Below are 18,180 nucleotides of genomic sequence, written 5' to 3'. Positions count from 1 at the left end.
ATCCCGGCCCAATTGTAACAAAGAGTACCAAGACCTAAGGTGCGGGTTTCTTTGGCAGGGAATGTCTTTACAAGCCCAGCCAATGAACATTCGCAAAGCCTGTTTTTTCATGGCGCTGCTGGTCCTGTCCGCCTGTTCCGAACGCGAAGAACGCGGCGGTGACGAGGCCGTGGCCGTAGTTGCCGACAATCCCGTGATGCTGTCCGAGGTGTTGCAGGTGGAAGCCGTGGGCACCGCGCGGGCAGCGACTTCTGCCGATATCTATCCGGAGACTGCCGGAAGGGTGAGTGCCGTGCGCTTTGCGGCAGGCGATTACGTGCAGCGCGGACAGCCGCTGCTGGTGCTCGACAGCCGCCAGGAGCGCCTGGCGGTGGAATTCGCCGAAGTGCAGGTCCAGGAAGCCTCGCAGCTTCTCGCCCGCTATCGCCGGATCGAGGATACCGGGGCGATTTCCGATAGCCAGATCGAGGCGGGCGAAACCGCCCTCGCCTCCGCCCGCGTGGAATTGCAGCAAGCGCAGGAAGCGCTCGCCGATCGCACGGTGCGCGCTCCCTTCAGCGGTCATATCGGCCTGACCGAAATCGACATCGGCGACCGGGTCGGCCCGGACACCCTGATCGCGCAGCTTGACCAGCGCGGCACGCTCTACGTCGATTTTCCCGCGCCCGAAGCCGCCTTCTCGCGCCTGTCACCGGGCACCGTGGTGGAAGTCACGCCGTTCTCCGACCCGGACCGTACAGTGGAGGCGCGCATCGTGACGGTCGACAGTTCCATCGCCACCGATCAGCGCACCTTCACCGTGCGCACGGCCATCGACAATTCGGACGACACCCTGCGCCCCGGCATGAGTTTCCGCGTCCGCTTCGCCGGTTCCGGCGTAGTGCGCCCGGCGGTACCCGAACAGGCGATCGTCTGGGGTGGCGAGGGTTCGTACCTGTGGCAGGTGGTGGACCGGGCGGCGCAGCGCGTGCCGCTCACCATCGTCTCGCGCCGCGATGGCATGGCGCTGGTCGATGCGGCCATCGGCGAGGACGATCTCGTGATCGTGGAAGGCGTGCAGAAGGTGCGCGAGGGACAGGCCGTGGAAATCGTACAGCCGCTGGAGCAGGCCGCACAGCCGGTCGAGCTACGGGAGCAGGCCGAGACGGAAAGCCCGCCCGAATGAAGGCCGACGTCAACGACCTCCCGCTGCTAGCGGTCAAGCGCCCGCTGCTGATCGGCGTGATGAACCTGCTGATCGTGCTGGCGGGGGTCGCCGCCTATTTCGGCATCGAGGTGCGCGAGCTGCCCGATGTCGACCGGCCCATCGTCACCGTCAGCGCGAACCTGCCAGGTGCCGCGCCCGAGACGATGGATGCCGAAGTCACCAGCGTGCTCGAGAACGCCGTCGCGCGCGTCAGCGGCGTGCGCGAGATCCGCTCCTCCAGCGAGGAGAACAATTCGCGCATCCGGGTGGAGTTCAACCCCGGAACGGATCTCGATGCCGTCGCCTCCGACGTTCGCGAGGCGGTGTCCCGCGTGACCCGCGACCTGCCCGACCGGGTGGAGCAGGTGCGGGTGGTGAAAGCCGATTCCGATGCCCAGTCCATCCTCACGCTGGCGGTCTCCAGCAGGGCCTATGACACGGCGCGGCTCACGCAGATGGTGCAGAACGACATCATCCCCGAATTGCTGACGGCGGAAGGCGTTGCCAGCATCGAGGAGTTTGGCGCCCGGCCGCTGCAACTGCGCGTTGCCATCGATCCGCAACGGCTGAACCGCTTCGGCCTCACCATTTCCGACGTTGCCACCGCGCTGGAACGCGCGCCGTTCGACGTGCCGGTAGGCAGTTTTCGCAGCGACGCGCAGGAACTGATCGTGCGCGCCGAAGCCACGGCCGCCAATCCCGAGCAGGTGAAGGACGTGGTGATCCAGGGCAACACGCGCGTGGGCGACGTGGCAGAGGCCTACTTCGCGCCCGCCGATGCCACCAACTTCGTGCGCCTCAATGGAGAGCCCGTTGTCGGCCTTGGCGTGATCCGCCAGGCAGGTTCCAACACCATCGAGATTTCCACGGCGGTGAACGAAGCGGTCGAGGACGTGAACCAGCGGTTCGAGGACATCGATATCCGCGTGATCTCCGACGATGCCGAATTCATCAAGACGTCCGTCACCGAAGTGCTGATCACGCTGGGCTTCACCATCCTGGTGGTGGTGCTGACGATGCTGCTGTTCTTCGGCGCGCTCGGCCCCACGATCATCCCCAGCACCTCCATCCCCGTCGCGCTGATGGGCGTGATCGCGGGCATCTGGCTGATGGGTTTCTCGGTCAACCTGCTCACCCTGCTGGCGCTGGTACTGGCTACCGGCCTGATCGTGGACGATGCCATCGTCGTGCTGGAGAACGCCCAGCGATTGCAGAAGAAGGGCTTCGGCAAGCGCGCCGCCGCCGTGCTGGGCACCCGCCAGGTGTTCTTCGCCGTGGTCGCCACCACTGCCGTGCTGGTATCGGTGTTCGTGCCGATATCCTTCCTGCCCTCGCAGGCCGGGCGGCTGTTCCGCGAATTCGGCTTCGTGCTTGCCGTCGCGGTAATCCTCTCTTCCTTCGTGGCTCTCTCGCTCGTCCCCGCCCTTGCCGCGCGCATCGACCTCACCGGCAAGGACGACGCCCCGGAAGGCCGCCTGCACGACCTGCGGGAATGGACGGCCAATGTCGGCGGGCGCATTCGCGACAACTATTCCAGCGCGCTTGGCCGGTGCCTCGGCAGGCCGTGGCTGACGGTGGGCATTTCCGTCGTGGTCGCCGGAGCCGCGGGCCTGCTCTACACCCAGCTTCAGAACGAGCTGGTGCCGGACGAGGATCGCGGTTCCGTCAGCGTGTGGGCGCAGGGGCCGGACGGCGTGGGCCTCGACTTCATGGACCGAGAACTGGACGAGGTCGAAGCCGTGCTCCAGCCGCTGGTGGACGAAGGCGTCATCACCTCGATGCTGTCCATCGTGGGGCGCTACGATCCCAACCGCGTGCAGGTGAACGCCGAACTCGTCGACTGGGGTGAGCGCGATCTTACGCAGACCGAGGTTGTCGAGCAGTTGCGCGAACCGCTTAACCAGTTGCCCGGCTCCCGAGTGAATGCCAGCGGGCGCGGCACACTCAGCTTCGGCGGGGGCGGCAACGACACCGTTGAAGTCGCGCTGACCGGCGCGGAATACGAGGGCATCTACGAATCCGCACGCGCGCTGGCCGAAGCCATCGACGCGCAATCCGATATCCTCTCCAACCCCGACATTTCCTATCAGCCGACCCAGCCGCAGATCTCCATGCAGATCGACCGCCGCAGCGCCGCAGACGTGGGGGTCGATCTAGACGATCTCTCGCTCACCCTGCGCGCCATGGTGGGCGGGGACGAGGTGGTGGACCTCAACGTGGGCGACCAGTCCATCCCGATCTTCCTCACCGCCGAAACGGTCTCCATCAGCAATCCCGAAGACCTGCGCAGCCTCTACGTGCGCGGCAACGGCGGGGCTCTCGTGCCGATTTCCAGCGTCACCACCATCGTGGAACAGGGCATCGCCGCGGAGCTGGACCGGACCGAGCAGCGCCGCGCCATCGAGCTGGAAGCCGCCATCGCGCCCGGCGTGGCGCTGGCCGATGCCGTGGAAGAAATCGAACAGCTGGCGGACGAGACCGTGGCCGACGATGTCGACGTTCTGCTGCAAGGCGAGGCTCAGTCGCTGGAGGAGACCGGCAACGACCTGCTGCTGACCTACCTCTTCGCGCTGGTGATCGTGCTGCTGGTGCTGGTGGCCCAGTTCGAAAGCGTGACGAGCGCGCTGGTGGTGATGCTCACCGTGCCCTTCGCCCTCGCCGCCGCCGTCTTCGCGCTCTTCATCTCCGGCACCTCGCTCAATATCTATTCGCAGATCGGCCTTGTCATGTTGATCGGCCTGATGGCCAAGAACGGCATCCTGATCGTGGAGTTCGCAGACCAGTTGCGGCAGGAAGGGCGCGAGCTTCGCAAGGCCATCGAGGAAGCCGCCGCCATCCGCCTGCGCCCGATTGCCATGACGCTGGTCTCCACGGTGATCGGCGCCGTACCGCTGATCCTGGCGAGCGGTGCCGGGGCGGAAGCGCGCCAGTCGATCGGCTGGGTGATCTTTGGCGGCCTCGGCATCGCCGCCGTCTTCACCCTGTTCCTGACGCCGGTAATCTACATGGGCATTGCCCGCTTCGGTAAGCCGCGCAGCGTGGACCTCGACCGGGTGCGCGAGGAGATCGACAGCGCGGACGAGGCAGCGGCGCTGTCGGCCACATGATGCGCGCTTTCCTGCTTGCACCTGCCAGCGCCCTGGCGCTCTCGGCCTGCGCCACGACGGTGCCGGACGCGCCCGGCCCTGCCGATATCGCCATGCCGGAAGAATTCGCAGCCGACTATCGCCCGCCGGTGGACGAAGATGCGCGCTGGTGGGAAGGATTTGGCGATCCCCGCCTCGATGAACTGGTCCAGCGTGCGCTTGCCGCCAATCTCGACATTGCCACCACGCGCGAACGCCTCGCCGCCTCGCGCGCGCTGCTTCGCGCGGCCCGCGGAGACCGGCTGCCATCGGTGGACGGGGTGGCCGATGTGGGCATCGATGCGACCTCGGGCGACGTGGGAGACTCGCTTTCCGCAGGCGCGGTGGCACTGTTCGACCCCGACGTCTCGGGCCGCCTCTCGGCCCAGATCGAAGCCGCTGCCGCCCGCGCCGCCGCTGCCGAATATCTTGTCGCCGACCGGGAGCGGCTGGTCGCCGCCGAAGTTGCCCGGCAATACATCGAACTGCGGCGCACCGGCGAACGCCTCGTGCTGCTGAGCGAATCCACGCGGCTTCAGGAACAGACGCTGCGGATCGTCACCCTGCGTTTCGAAGCGGGCCTCTCCGCCAATCTCGACGTGCGCCGCGCCGCTGCCGACCTTGCCCAGACGCGCGCGCAGAGCGGCTTGCTGGAACTGCAACGCGCCCGCGCCGCCCATGCGCTTGCCGTGCTGACAGGGGACATGCCGCGCGAAGCACCGCCGGTGGACGAGGAATCGGGCGACGTGCCCGCTTTCGACGGTGGCCCTACCATCGGCATGCCTGCCGACCTGCTGCGCCGCCGTCCGGACCTGCTGGTGGCCGAGGCCGACCTGCTGGAAGCTGCCGCCGATGTCGGGATCGAGCGTTCGGACCTGCTGCCCTCGCTCACGATCAGCGGGCAGGTGCTGCTGGGCGACGGATCGTTCGGGGGCATCGTCTCCGATTTTCTCGGCAGCCTTGGTGCAGCCCTCGACCTGCCGCTGTTCGACGGCGGGCGCAGGCGCGCGGAAGTGGACGCGGCGCAATACGAATTGCAGGCGCGGTTCCTCGAATACCGGCAGGGCGTGCTGGGCGTGATGGCTGAAGTCGAGAACGCGCTGGTGGGGATAGAGGCCTATTCCAACCGCAATGCGGATTTGCAGCAGGCCATCGCCGAAAGCGAACGCGCATTCGAACAGTCCAACGCGCTCTACCGCGAGGGCCTTGCCAGCCTGTTCGACGTGCTCGATTCCCAGCGCCAGCTCATCAGCAGTCGCCAGTCGCTGATTGATAGTGAGGCGGCGCTGGCTGCCTCCTACATCGATCTCTACTCGGCAGTTGGCGCGCCGGGAACGGTGTCCTGATCCACTGAATTCCCCGGCGTTCGAATGCGCGAAAATGGCGCTTGCCCTGATGCCCCTGCTTGGCCACACTGCCCGGCCTATGGCTCGCTTTCCTTTCTCCGCGATTGTCGGTCAAGACGAGATGAAGCGGGCCCTGCTCATCGCAGCGATAGAGCCTGCCATCGGCGGGGTCATGGTGTTCGGCGACCGCGGCACCGGAAAGTCCACCGCCGCGCGCGCCCTTGCCGCGCTTATGCCACCCATGCCGGTGGCCGAGGGCTGCCGCTATCACTGCCTGCCCGAACAGCAGGGCACCTGCCCGGACCCGTGCACCTCGGGCCGTACCCGCAAGGTGCCCGTCCCCTTCGTCGACCTGCCGCTCGGCGCGACCGAGGACCGCGTCGTCGGCGCGCTCGACCTCGAACGCGCGCTGCGCTCTGGAGAGAAGGCGTTCGAGCCGGGGCTGCTGGCCAAGGCCCACCGCGGCTTCCTCTACATCGACGAAATCAACCTGCTGGAAGATCACCTGGTCGACCTGCTTCTCGATGTCGCTGCATCGGGAGAAAACCTGGTGGAGCGCGAGGGACTGTCCGTGCGCCACCGCGCGCGCTTCGTGCTGATCGGCAGCGGCAACCCGGAAGAAGGCGAACTGCGCCCGCAGCTGCTCGACCGTTTCGGCCTCTCGGTGGAGGTCCGCACGCCCGTGGAGCTGGACGACCGGGTGGAGATCATGCGCCGCTGCGCCGCGCAGGAGGCGGACCCCGATGGCTTTACGCAAGATTGGCACGAAGAGGACCAGAAGGTGCTGCGCCAGATCGCGCGAGGGCAGAAGAAGCTGGCGAGCCTGACAGTGCCCGAAGAGGTGCTGCGCGATGCCGCCAGCCTGTGCCGCGCGGTGAATGCCGACGGGATGCGCGGCGAACTCACGCTGATGCGCGCCTCCAGGGCCTCGGCCGCCTTGCAGGGTGCGAAATCGGTGCAGCGCAAGCACATGCTCGAGGTCGCCCCGATGGCGCTGCGCCACCGCCTGCGGCGCGACGTGCTGGACGAAACCGGCTCCACTGTGCGGATCGAGCGGGCGATCGAAGAGCTGTTCGGTTAGGTCGGCAATGGCAATGGACCCGCTCGCCGATGCCCTGCTCGCGGTCCGCCTGTTCGCTCTCGCCCCGCGCCAACTCGGCGGCATCACCCTGCGCGGAGCAGGTCCGGCGCGCGACCTGCTGCTCGATGCGATGGGCAAGGCCATGCCGGACCGAGCCTTCCGCCGCCTGCCCGCCAACATCGACGACGAGCGGCTGATGGGCGGCATCGATATCGCCGCCAGCCTGACCGCTGGCGAAAGCGTGCGCCAGAGCGGCCTGCTGCGCGAGGCGCGCGGCGGCGTACTGTTGGTGCCGATGGCCGAGCGGCTGCGGGATGACGTGGCGGGAAAGATCGCGCAGGCCATCGATGGCGACGATGGCGGCTTCGGTCTTGTCCTGCTGGACGACGGGACCACGCCGGACGAACGCGCGCCAGATTCGCTGCGGGAGAGAACGGCACTGCACGTCGATCTGTCGACGATCCGTCCACTCGATCCGCCGTCGCCCGGCGAGGACGTTCTCCTGCCCTTCACCGAAGTCCGGCCCGCCAGCAGGGACCAGCTCGAAACGCTCGCGGTCACCGCCATGGCACTGGGCGTCGATACGATGCGCGCACCGCTGTTCGCCCACAACGCCGCGCGTGCCCATGCTGCTCTGCATGGCCGTGGCAAGGTGGCCGACGAGGACTTGCACGCCGCAGCCCGCCTCGTCCTTGCCCCGCGCGCCACTCGCCTGCCGGAGGCGGAACCCGAAGCCCCGCCCGCCCAAGAGGCGCCCTCCCCCGACGAAGCAGCGGGCGAGCAGCAGACCAGCGGTCAGCCGCCCGAAGACATGGTGCTGGAAGCCGCGCTGGCGGCGATCCCCCCCGGTGTGCTGGCCATGCTGGCAAGCGGAAAGACGCGCCGCAGCGCGGGTGGTGGCGGCGGCCGCAAGGCGCAGTCGAAGCTGCGCGGGAAGCCTCTGGGCGCGCGTCCCGGAATGCCGCGCGGCGGCGCGCGGCTGGCGCTGGTAGATACCCTGCGTGCCGCCGTGCCGTGGCAGGCGCTACGCCAGCGCGAACTAAGTGAGCCGCGCGAAGGCGTGCTGGTGCGCAAGTCGGACCTGCGAGTCCGCCGGTTCGAGGAGCGCAGCACCAGTGTCACCATTTTCGCCGTCGATGCCTCCGGCTCGGCGGCCATGGCTAGGCTCGCGGAAGCCAAGGGCGCGGTCGAGATGCTGCTGGCGCAGGCCTACGTCACGCGCAGCGAAGTCGCGCTGATCGCCTTTCGCGGCAACGGGGCGGAAATGCTGCTGCCGCCCACCCGCTCCCTCACCCGCGCCCGCCGCGCACTGGCCGGGTTGCCGGGTGGAGGCGGCACGCCGTTGGCCACCGGGCTTACCGCCGCGCGCCAGCTGGGCGAGAGCGTAGCCGCGAAAGGCAGCACGCCGTTCCTCGTCTTCCTGACAGATGGCAGCGCCAACGTGGCGGCGGACGGATCGCCGGGACGCGCGCAGGCGAAGGCGGACGCGCACAAGGCTGCAAGCGCAATTGCCAGTGCCGGTCTGCCCGCCGTCGTGGTCGACATCGCGCCGCGCCCGCGTCCCGAAGCGCGGGACCTCGCCGCGGCCATGGCCGCTCGCTACCTGCCGCTACCCATGGCCGACGCGAGAACGCTCAGCGCCGCAGTCGATGCCGCGCGGCCGAAGGGTATGGCGGCATGAGCGGCCCACTGGACTGGGAGCGCGAGGGACGCGTCTTTCCCCACCGCGAGGCAAGCCGCTTCGTCAAGGCAGGGTCGCTCACCTGGCACGTGCAGCAGATGGGCAGCGGCCCGACATTGCTGCTGCTCCACGGCACCGGTGCCTCCGCGCACAGCTGGCGGGACGTGATGCCGCTGCTGGCGAAAGACTTCACCGTGATCGCGCCGGACCTCCCCGGTCACGGCTTCACCGAAGGGCGCGTGCCCGGCGGGCCGAGCCTGCCTGCGGTGGCGCGCGAAGTGGCGAGGCTGCTCGACCAGCTCGAAACCTCGCCGAGCCTCGTCGTGGGCCATTCCGCAGGCGCGGCCATCGCCATCCAGCTTGCGCTGGAAGGATCGGCAGCCCCCGTCGTCGGCCTCAGCCCCGCCATCATGCCCTTCCCCGGCCTTGCCGCCCGGCTGTTTCCGGCCATGGCCAAGGTGTTGTTCGTCAATCCGTTCGTTCCGCGCATCTTCGCGCACATGGCGCGGCAATCGGGCGAGACGGGGCGTTTCCTCTACCGCGCCACCAGTTCGCGCATCGATGCAGCGGGCGTGCATTGCTACGAAGTCTTGCTCGGCAATAGTCGGCATTGCGAAGGGGCGCTGGCGCTGATGGCGAACTGGGACCTGGAGGCGCTGGCGGAGCGCTTTTCCGAAGTGACAGTGCCCGTGCACCTCCTCCACGGCTCCCGTGACAGCGCGGTGCCGCTGTCGTCCGTCAAGGAGGCTTGCCGGGCCTTGCCCCGGTGCGATGTCGAGGAGCTGGCGGGTCTTGGGCATCTCGCGCACGAGGAGCGGCCCGAGGATGCGGTCCGGCGCATTCGCCGGTTCGCCGCCCGCCATGCTATCGTCGCGCCCGAAGCTGCGAGCAGGGAGGGCTGACATGGAAAACTTCACCGAGAATTTCGGCTGGATCGAGATCGTCTTCGTTGCCCTCGTCGCATTCGGCTTCGGTTTCTACCAGCTCTGGTCGGTCAACCGTGAGATTGCCCGCGACAAGGAGAAGAAGGAGCGCGATTCAGGTCCTGCGAGGCATCCTGTAGGGGAGCATGAACTGGACGATCGGTGAGGCAAACCGGTCGAGATCGAGGCTCTCCTGCACCGCGACGACTTCCTGCCCGAACAGGCGCGTGGAAAGAGTGGAGCGGGCGTAGAACGGCGCATCCTCCCAGGTCCGGATAACGCTGGCGTGGCCGCGATCGCCCCGGGTCTTGCGCTCCATCTGCCACAGGGTGTTGGGCAGCGGAGCGACCAGCGGCAGGTCCACGTCTTCCGGAGTGCCGTGCCGATCGAACTTCAGGGCACTGGCGAAATGGGAACCGTTTCGCCGCACGCCTTCGTAGCAGACGGACGCCTCCTTCCCGTGATGCGCGCGCGACCAGTGCCAGATGCGGAAGCCCTCTTCCAGCGACTCTTCGCCTCGATTGGAATCGAAATAGGCGGCGCCTGTCCAACAGAGGTCCGGCTTCTCCATTTCCACCTCGATCCGGGCGCGCGGGGCGATGCAGTGCCACACGTGCCTGCCTTCCGGATCGAGCGCGAAGCTGCGCGCGTTCAGCGCCTCCGGCCTGACGGTAACGGTGCCTCGAACGGCGCGCCGCCAGGGGATGCCGAGGCGCTTGTCCCGCTCCACGATCTCGATCACCAACGCATCGCCTTCCCAGCGGACGGAGCTGGCATCCAGTTGCAGACGGTCCTGCTCGCGAGAGACCTGTCCCTGGCCCCGTTCCGTCATGCACCAGCGGGCGCGCGGTCCGTAAAGCGCCACGTTGAGCGCGCTGTGGTCCAGCGGCTCGGCGCGTCCGCTACGTTTGTAATAGGGTGAGAATACGCTGCCCAGGAAGGCAATGATCGTCAGGCCGTGCTTCCCGTCGTCGCTGACTGCGTCGACATACCACCAGGCATAACCACCTTGTGGAACCGGCGCATCAAAGCGAGGTCTTGCGCCACGGCCGTCGCTGCCAGGCCGCCCGACAAGGCGGCCATCGGGACGCCCGCCCCCGGATGGGTACTTCCACCCGCGCAGTAGAGCCCAGCGATCCGGGTTCGTGTCCCCTGCCGGAGGAAGGACGCCGCCCAGCCGTGCGAGGCCCGTCCATAAAGGGCCCCACCCGTCGACGGGAACAGACCCTCGAAGGTATTCGGCGTTGCCAGCGAATGCGGCAGCGGATCCTCCAGCATGAGGCCCGCCCGGGCGCAGCTGCGCATCATGGCCGTGGTGCATTGTTCCATCTCCTGCTGGGTGTAGCTGTGGGTGTCGCCGTTGGCGGGCGCGTTGACGATGATCTGTAGCCGCTCCCGGCCTCGCGGGGCCGGGCCGCCGTTCGCATCGCGATCCTGCGCGCAGACGTAGACGCTGGGATCTGCTGGCGGGCGTCCATCGCGAATTTCGGCGAATTCGCGCGGGTAGTCGGGCGAGAACATCACGTTGTGGCGCGACAAGGGAAAGCCGGACGTGCGAGCGTGCGCCAGCCAGACCATCGCCGAAAGCGAGCGATTCTTCGCCCTGGGGGCGTTGACGGCGCCACTGGCAGCCTGGCCGAACCGGCCATCGGCAAGAGCGGCGGGATCGGCATTGGCGACCACGGCATCTGCGGCGATCCGCTCTCCGGTATTGAGAGTGACGGCCCATGCCCGGCCTCGGTCCACCTCGATCCTGCTGACCTTCGCGCCGAAGCGTATTCGCGCGCCCTTCTCCTCTGCCAGCCGGCGAAGGGCGTCGGCCATCGCGCTCATCCCGCCCTCTATCAACCACACGCCCCGTGCCTCGACATGGGCGATCAGCATCAGGGTAGCGGGCGTCGAAAAGGGCGAGGAGCCACAATAGGTGGAGTAGCGGGCGAACAACTGCCGCAGGCGCTGGTCGGCGAAATGCTCGCCCAGCACTTTCCACATGGACTCGTAAGGCCGAATCGCCAGCAAGTCCCCCACGCGCCAGAGGCCGATGCGCCACATGAGCGGTAGCGGCCACGAAACCTTGCTGGCGCGCAGCATGGAATTCTCGAGAATGCCATAGATGCGCGCCGCTTCCTTGCGGAAGGCGCAGTATCCGCGGGCGGCATCCCCGCCGGCGAAGGCGCCAATGGCGTCCTCGCTGCGCTCCGGGTCCGCGAAGAGATCGAGCTGGCCGTCCGCGTCCCAAGCGTGGCGGGCCAGAACCTCGGCAGGGCGCACGGTGACGTAATCGTCGAGATCACGCCCTGCGGTCTGGAAGATATCATCGAATACGTCGCGCAGGGTGAACACGGTCGGCCCGGCATCCACCATCGCACCGTCGATCGCGACCTGACGGGCCTTGCCGCCCGCCCAGCCTTCCTTTTCCAGCACGGTGACATCGTGCCCGGCGCTTGCCAGCCGCGCGGCACAGGCGAGACCGCCCATTCCTGCTCCGATGATGATGGTCCGCGCGGTCATCGTTTCCTGCTCCCGATGAGCAATCAGTTGACCTTTACATATCATATGTCCAGTTCAATTGACATATGAGCCGCGAGATTCCTTCACTCGAGACAGGCGTCCCTTCGGGATGGCGCGTCCGGTGGCTGGCCTGGCGCAATCGCCTGCTGGCCAGCAAGCGGTTCCAGTCCTTCGCAGCGCGAATGCCGTTGTTGCGTCCGGTTGCACGCAGGAAAGCCACCGCGCTTTTCGACCTGGTGGCGGGGTTCACCTACACGCAAGTGCTGCTCGCCAGCGTGGAGAGCGGGCTGCTCGAATTGCTGCGCGAAGGGCCGTTCGATTTCGAGGCCATCGCGTCCCGGACGCAGCTTTCCGCGTCCGCAACCGAGCGACTCGTGCGTGCCGCCGCGGCGCTGGACCTTGCCGAAGAAGTGCAGCCGGGCTGGTGGACGCTGGGCCAACAGGGTGCGGCGCTCAGCAGCAATGCCGGGGCACAGGCCATGATCCGGCATCACAAGCTGCTCTACGCCGATCTTGCCGACCCGCTCGGCCTGCTGCGCGACGACCGCCGAAGCCCCACGGCGCTGAGCGACTTCTGGCGCTATGCCGCAAGTGACGACCCGGCAATCGAGGGGACCGATAGCGTCACGCCTTACTCCGAACTGATGGCGACATCGCAGGCCATGATCGCAGAGCAGGTCATGGCCGCCTATGACTTCGACCGTCATTCCCGTGTGCTCGACATCGGCGGCGGGCACGGCGCTTTTGTGCGCGCATTGGCGCAGTTATACCGCAAGCCGCAGCTGGGGCTGATGGATTTGCCGGGCGTTACTGCAAACACGCAAGAGGCCTGCGCCGACCTGATTGCCGAGAAACGACTCGCGCTACATCCAGGCACCTTCTTCACCGACCCGATCCCCGAAGGTTACGATTGCCTCACCCTGGTACGGATCCTGCACGATCATGATGACGAGCCTGCGATAAAACTGCTCGCCCGGATACGGCAGGCGATGCCGCCGCGCGGACGTCTGATCATTGCCGAACCCATGGCAGCAACTCCTCATGCCGAAGCGATGGGCGATGCGTATTTCGGCCTTTATCTCTGGGCGATGCGATCCGGCCGACCGCGCAGCGGGAAGGAAATCGCATCCATGCTTCAGGCTGCGGGGTTCGACTCTTTCCGACAGATTTCTACGTCGCAACCGGTCGTCTGCTCGCTTATTGTCGCATCGCCTTTACACTCCTGAATGTCATTCTGGTTTGACACTTTGGTCAACTAGCCTAAGGTATGCTTGCGCCAAATCCCCTTTCGGGATTGGCACCGAGACAAGAACCGAAGGGAGTCGGCTCGGAGGATGGATGCACTGGCTGTCATTATGGAAGCCCCGCGGCAGATTGCCGTAAGGCCGCTGACTCTCAAGCCGGCGGGACCATCCGACGTAATCGTGGAAGTGCTCTGGAGCGGCATCAGCTCAGGCACCGAAAAGCTGCTGTGGAGCGGCCACATGCCCAATTTTCCCGGCATGGGATACCCGCTGGTTCCCGGCTACGAGTCGGTAGGCCGCGTGGTCGATGCCGGAAACGACGTCCGCGAGCGGATCGGCGACTGGGTGTTCGTGCCCGGCTCCACCTGCTTTGCCGATGCGCGCGGCCTGTTCGGAGGTTCCGCCGCGCATCTTATCGTCCCCTCCGCCCGCGCTTTCGCCGTTTCCGAGTCGCTGGGGGCGAACGGTGTGCTGTTCGCCCTCGCCGCCACCGCCAGGCACGCGCTGGCCGGAGGTGCCCCGCCCGACCTTATTGTCGGCCACGGTGTGCTGGGTCGCTTGCTCGCCCGCATGACCATCGCCATGGGTGCGCCCGCACCGGTGGTGTGGGACAACAAGGAATGCCGCCGCGAAGGCGCGCAAGGTTACAGCGTGATCGCGCCCAAGGACGACGATTGCCGCGACTATCGCACGATCTACGACGTCAGCGGCTATGCCGACGGGATCGATACCCTTGTCGGCAAGCTGGCGAGAGGCGGCGAGATCGTGCTGGCGGGCTTCTATTCCAACCGCATCAACTTCGCTTTCGCGCCCGCTTTCCAGGCCGAGGCACGGATGCGGGTCGCCGCCGAATGGCAGGCCGAAGACCTGCCCGCCACCCGCGCGCTGATCGAAAGCGGCGCGCTCGACCTTACCGGCCTCGTCTCGGACATCCGGCCTGCTGCCGAAGCACCCTGTGCCTATCGCAAGGCGCTGCTCGAGCCTGAATGCCTGAAGATGGTTCTCGATTGGAGCGCAAGCGCATGAACATGCTCGACATCCAGACAAGCAATGATGCCGCCCTGCGCGAGGAAGCGGGCATCGAACCCGATCCCGTGCACACGGGCGAGGTAAAGTCCGAGACGCAGATCATCGCGATCTACGGCAAGGGCGGCAGCGGCAAGAGCTTTGCGCTTTCCAACCTCAGCTACATGATGGCGCAGCAGGGCAAGCGCGTGCTGCTGATCGGCTGCGATCCCAAGTCCGACACCACCAGCCTGCTGTTCGGCGGCAAGAATTGCCCTACGATCATTGAGACAAGCTCGAAGAAGAAGCTGGCTGGCGAGGAAGTGACGATCGAGGATGTCTGCTTCCAGCGCGACGGCGTGTTCGCGATGGAACTGGGCGGTCCCGAAGTAGGCCGCGGCTGCGGCGGGCGCGGCATCATCCACGGCTTCGAACTGCTGGAAAAGCTGGGCTTCCACGAATGGGGCTTCGACTACGTGCTGCTCGATTTCCTTGGCGACGTGGTGTGCGGCGGCTTCGGCCTGCCGATCGCCCGCGACATGTGCCAGAAGGTGATCGTCGTCGGCTCCAACGACATGCAGTCGCTCTACGTGGCCAACAACGTGTGCAAGGCGGTCGACTATTTCCGCAAGATGGGCGGCAACGTCGGCGTGGCCGGTATGATCGTCAACAAGGACGATGGCACCGGAGAAGCGCAGGCTTTCGCCAGGGCCGTCGACATTCCCGTGCTCTGCGCAATTCCGGCTGACGAGGACATTCGCCGCAAGTCGGCCAATTACCAGATCATCGGCAAGCCCGGTAGCGAATGGGCCAGCCTGTTCGAGGAACTGGCGGAAAACGTCGCCAAGGCCCCGCCGCAGCAGCCTACCCCGCTGGAACAGGAAGACCTGCTCGGACTGTTCAGCCCGGAAGACACCGGCGGCAACGTGCAGCTCGTGCCCGCCACCCAGGCGGACATGCGCGGCGGTTCGTACGAACCCAAGCCCTCGCTGGAGGTTATCTATGACGAGGTCTGATCGCCTGCTCCCGGCAAAGGTAAGGGCGGCATGACCGACCTCGGCACGCCTGTCCGCGAACGCGATACTCTCGATATCGGGAGCGTGGGAGGCGGCGCGTGTTCCAGCGGGGAAACGCTGAAGGATGCCGCGCGCAAGGCGGGCAAGAGCGAAGTGCTCGACCGCTACGAGCAGGATTACCCGGTCGGCCCGCATGACCAGCCGCAAAGCATGTGTCCCGCCTTCGGCTCGCTGCGCGTGGGCCTAAGGATGCGGCGCACGGCGACGGTGCTCTCGGGCAGCGCCTGCTGCGTTTACGGCCTCACCTTCACCAGCCATTTCTACGGCGCACGGCGCACCGTGGGCTATGTGCCGTTCAACTCCGAAACGCTCGTTACCGGCAAGCTGTTCGAGGATATCAAGGAAGCGGTCGAAGGTCTCGCCGATCCTGAAAACTACGACGCTATCGTCGTCACCAACCTGTGCGTGCCCACCGCCAGCGGCGTGCCGCTGCGGCTGCTGAAGAAGCAGATCAACGGCGTGCGCATCATCGGCATCGACGTGCCGGGATTCGGCATCCCGACCCATGCCGAGGCCAAGGACGTGCTGGCAGGCGCCATGCTCGCCTATGCGCGCGAGGAGGTGGAGCAGGGACCCGTCGCCGCGCCGAAAGAACGTTCGGACAAACCGACGATCAGCCTGCTTGGCGAGATGTTCCCCGCCGATCCTGTCGGCATCGGCATGATGCTGGAGCCGCTGGGCCTCGCGGCAGGGCCTGTCGTTCCCACGCGCGAGTGGCGCGAGCTTTATTCCGCGCTCGATTGCGCCGCAGTCGCCGCGATTCATCCCTTCTACACCGCCAGCATCCGCGAATTTGCCGGTGCCGGGCGGCCCATCATCGGATCTGCACCCGTGGGTGCGGAGGGGACGGCGGCGTGGCTGGACGCTATCGGCTCGGCCTGCGGTATCAAGCAAGAAACGGTGAATGGCGCGAAGGACCGCTTTGTCGCCGCCATCCGTGGCGCGCTCGCCGCCAACCCCATCCGCGGACGCATTACCGTAGCCGGTTACGAAGGATCGGAACTGCTGGTTGCCCGCCTGCTGGTGGAGAGCGGCGCAGACGTGCCCTACGTCGGTACCGCCTGCCCGCGCACGCAGTGGTCGGACCCTGACCGTGAATGGCTGGAAGCAAAGGGCGTGCACATCCAGTACCGCGCCAGCCTGGAGCAGGACATTGCCGCCGTCGATGAATACAGGCCGGACCTTGCCATCGGCACCACGCCGGTCGTGCAGCACGCCAAGCAGGCGGCGATCCCGGCGCTCTATTTCACCAACCTGATTTCGGCCCGTCCGCTGATGGGCCCGGCCGGAGCGGGAAGCCTGGCACAGGTCATCAACGGCGCGCTGGCGAACCGCGAACGCTTTGCCGCGATGCACGAATTTTTCGGCGACGTGGGCAGCGGCGACAATGCGGGTGTCTGGGAAGACGTCCCCACCGCGCATCCCAAGTTCAAGGCCAAGTACGCCGCGCAGAATGAAGCAGCACGCAAGGCGGCGGAGGCGGTGGGGTCATGACTCTCGTCCTCGATCACGATCGCGCAGGCGGATATTGGGGCGCTGTCTATGTCTTCACCGCGGTGAAGGGATTACAGGTGGTAATCGACGGACCCGTGGGCTGCGAGAACCTGCCCGTTACCAGCGTGCTCCACTACACGGACGGCCTGCCGCCGCACGAACTGCCCATCGTCGTCACCGGCCTGGGTGAGGAAGAGCTGGGCAAGACCGGCACCGAAGGCGCGATGAAACGCGCGTGGCAGACGCTCGACCCGGACCTGCCAGCCGTAGTCGTGACAGGCTCCATCGCGGAGATGATCGGCGGCGGCGTGACGCCCGAGGGCACGAACATCAAGCGCTTCCTGCCGCGCACCATCGACGAGGACCAGTGGGAATGCGCTGATCGCGCGCTGTCGTGGCTGTGGACCGAGTTCGGCCCCAAGAAAGTGCCCGCGATCAAGGCCTTACGCGAGAGCGAGAAGCCGCGCGTCAACATCATTGGCCCTGCCTACGGGATGTTCAACATGGCGAGCGACCTCGCCGAAATCCGGCGTTTGATCGAAGGCATTGGTGCCGAGGTGAACATGGTGTTCCCGCTCGGCACGCATCTCGCGGAAATCCGCCAGCTTTCCAACGCGCAGGCGAACGTCTGCCTGTACCGCGAATACGGCCGCAACCTGTCGGAACTGATGGAGCGGCCCTATTTCCAGGCACCCGTCGGCCTGTCCTCGACAACCGCTTTCCTGCGCGCGCTTGGTGAAGAACTCGGCCTCGACCCCGAGCCCTTTATCACCCGCGAGAAGCATACGACAATCAAGCCGCTGTGGGACCTGTGGCGCTCCGTCACGCAGGATTTCTTCGGCACCGCCAGCTTCGGCATCGTCGCCACCGAGACCTATTCCCGCGGCATCCGCCATTTCCTGGAAACCGACATGGGCCTGCCCTGCTCCTTCGCCTTCTCCCGCTCTGCCGGGGTGAAGCCGAAGAACGAGGACGTGCGCGCCGCCATTCACGCCAACCCGCCGCTGGTGGTGTTCGGCAGCTATAACGAGCGGATGTACATGGCCGAGTGCGGGGCGCGCGGCACCTACATTCCCGCCAGCTTCCCCGGCGCGGCGATCCGCCGCCACACCGGCACCCCGTTCATGGGCTATTCCGGCGCGACCTACCTGGTGCAGGAGGTGTGCAATGCGCTGTTCGATGCGCTGTTCCACATCCTGCCACTGGGCACCGACCTCGACCGCGTGGATCCCACGCCCGTGCGCAGCCACGAGGAACTGGCCTGGGACGAGGATGCCAAGACCCGCCTCGACCAGCTGATCGAGGCCCAGCCCGTCCTCGTGCGAATTTCCGCCGCCAAGCGGCTGCGCGATGCGGCCGAGCGCGCCGCGCGCCTCGCCGGGGAGGCCCGCGTCAGCGCCGATCACCTCGCCGACGCCCTGCTTGAAAGCCAACTCGCATGAGCGCGGCCAACCTTTCCGCCCGGACCGCCGGGACACGCCATCCTCGCAGGCTTTCCTGCGTGGGTA

14 protein-coding genes are annotated in these 18,180 nt (G+C 66.7%); 12 read left to right on the top strand and 2 right to left on the bottom strand.

The features are described from left to right. Nucleotides 1-82: 82 nt before the first annotated feature. From D4Q51_RS11535 to D4Q51_RS11505, 7 genes are all read left to right on the top strand, one after another. The gene (locus D4Q51_RS11535; protein ID WP_240624693.1) at nt 83-1,165 is read left to right on the top strand and encodes an efflux RND transporter periplasmic adaptor subunit; all 1,083 of its coding nucleotides are present in this window, start codon (nt 83-85) and stop codon (nt 1,163-1,165) included. Beyond that, nucleotides 1,162-4,293 (top strand): efflux RND transporter permease subunit, encoded by a 3,132-nt coding sequence (locus D4Q51_RS11530; RefSeq protein ID WP_120077893.1) that lies wholly within the window; start codon nt 1,162-1,164, stop codon nt 4,291-4,293. Before D4Q51_RS11535 ends, D4Q51_RS11530 begins: the two co-directional genes overlap by 4 nt. Beyond that, nucleotides 4,290-5,657 (top strand): TolC family protein, encoded by a 1,368-nt coding sequence (locus D4Q51_RS11525; RefSeq protein ID WP_120077892.1) that lies wholly within the window; start codon nt 4,290-4,292, stop codon nt 5,655-5,657. Before D4Q51_RS11530 ends, D4Q51_RS11525 begins: the two co-directional genes overlap by 4 nt. Nucleotides 5,658-5,736: 79 nt before the next feature. Then, nucleotides 5,737-6,738 carry a magnesium chelatase ATPase subunit I gene (gene bchI, locus D4Q51_RS11520; RefSeq protein ID WP_120077981.1) on the top strand — a complete coding sequence of 334 codons (1,002 nt, stop codon included), beginning with the start codon at nt 5,737-5,739 and terminating at the stop codon, nt 6,736-6,738. Nucleotides 6,739-6,751: 13 nt separating this feature from the next. After that, nucleotides 6,752-8,419 (top strand): magnesium chelatase subunit D, encoded by a 1,668-nt coding sequence (locus tag D4Q51_RS11515; RefSeq protein WP_240624692.1) that lies wholly within the window; start codon nt 6,752-6,754, stop codon nt 8,417-8,419. Beyond that, entirely contained in the window at nt 8,416-9,321 is a 906-nt protein-coding gene (gene bchO, locus D4Q51_RS11510; RefSeq protein WP_120077890.1) for an alpha/beta fold hydrolase BchO, read from the top strand. The genes D4Q51_RS11515 and bchO overlap by 4 nt, the downstream gene beginning before the upstream one ends. A gap of 1 nt (nt 9,322) precedes the next feature. Next, entirely contained in the window at nt 9,323-9,508 is a 186-nt protein-coding gene (locus D4Q51_RS11505; protein ID WP_120077889.1) for a hypothetical protein, read from the top strand. On the opposite strand, the gene D4Q51_RS11500 is transcribed toward D4Q51_RS11505, so the two are convergent. Both D4Q51_RS11500 and crtD read right to left on the bottom strand, forming a co-directional pair. Continuing rightward, on the bottom strand, nt 9,458-10,174 hold the full coding sequence (locus tag D4Q51_RS11500; protein WP_120077888.1) for a hydroxyneurosporene dehydrogenase: 717 nt from the start codon (nt 10,172-10,174) through the stop codon (nt 9,458-9,460). The genes D4Q51_RS11505 and D4Q51_RS11500 overlap by 51 nt on opposite strands. Before the next feature lie 119 nt (nt 10,175-10,293). Next, nucleotides 10,294-11,853, bottom strand: a complete 1,560-nt coding sequence (gene crtD / locus D4Q51_RS11495; RefSeq protein WP_120077887.1) for a 1-hydroxycarotenoid 3,4-desaturase CrtD — start codon at nt 11,851-11,853, stop codon at nt 10,294-10,296. Nucleotides 11,854-11,918: 65 nt separating this feature from the next. On the opposite strand from crtD, the gene D4Q51_RS11490 reads away from it, so the two are divergent. The 5 genes from D4Q51_RS11490 to bchZ all read left to right on the top strand — a co-directional run bounded on the left by D4Q51_RS11490 (nt 11,919) and on the right by bchZ (nt 18,114). Then, on the top strand, nt 11,919-13,079 hold the full coding sequence (locus tag D4Q51_RS11490) for a methyltransferase (RefSeq protein WP_120077886.1): 1,161 nt from the start codon (nt 11,919-11,921) through the stop codon (nt 13,077-13,079). Nucleotides 13,080-13,187: 108 nt separating this feature from the next. Beyond that, nucleotides 13,188-14,123 carry a chlorophyll synthesis pathway protein BchC gene (bchC, locus tag D4Q51_RS11485; RefSeq protein WP_120077885.1) on the top strand — a complete coding sequence of 312 codons (936 nt, stop codon included), beginning with the start codon at nt 13,188-13,190 and terminating at the stop codon, nt 14,121-14,123. Next, complete coding sequence (locus D4Q51_RS11480) at nt 14,120-15,118, top strand: chlorophyllide a reductase iron protein subunit X (RefSeq protein ID WP_120077980.1); 999 nt, start codon at nt 14,120-14,122, stop codon at nt 15,116-15,118. Before bchC ends, D4Q51_RS11480 begins: the two co-directional genes overlap by 4 nt. Nucleotides 15,119-15,148: 30 nt before the next feature. Beyond that, nucleotides 15,149-16,672 (top strand): chlorophyllide a reductase subunit Y, encoded by a 1,524-nt coding sequence (bchY, locus tag D4Q51_RS11475; RefSeq protein WP_120077884.1) that lies wholly within the window; start codon nt 15,149-15,151, stop codon nt 16,670-16,672. Further along, complete coding sequence (gene bchZ, locus D4Q51_RS11470; protein WP_120077883.1) at nt 16,669-18,114, top strand: chlorophyllide a reductase subunit Z; 1,446 nt, start codon at nt 16,669-16,671, stop codon at nt 18,112-18,114. The genes bchY and bchZ overlap by 4 nt, the downstream gene beginning before the upstream one ends. Nucleotides 18,115-18,180 lie beyond the last annotated feature (66 nt).

This window comes from Aurantiacibacter odishensis, assembly GCF_003605195.1.
GTDB lineage: Bacteria > Pseudomonadota > Alphaproteobacteria > Sphingomonadales > Sphingomonadaceae > Alteraurantiacibacter > Alteraurantiacibacter odishensis.
The sequence above is the reverse complement of the archived record's forward strand: the minus strand, read 5'-3'. Positions and strand labels throughout refer to the sequence as shown.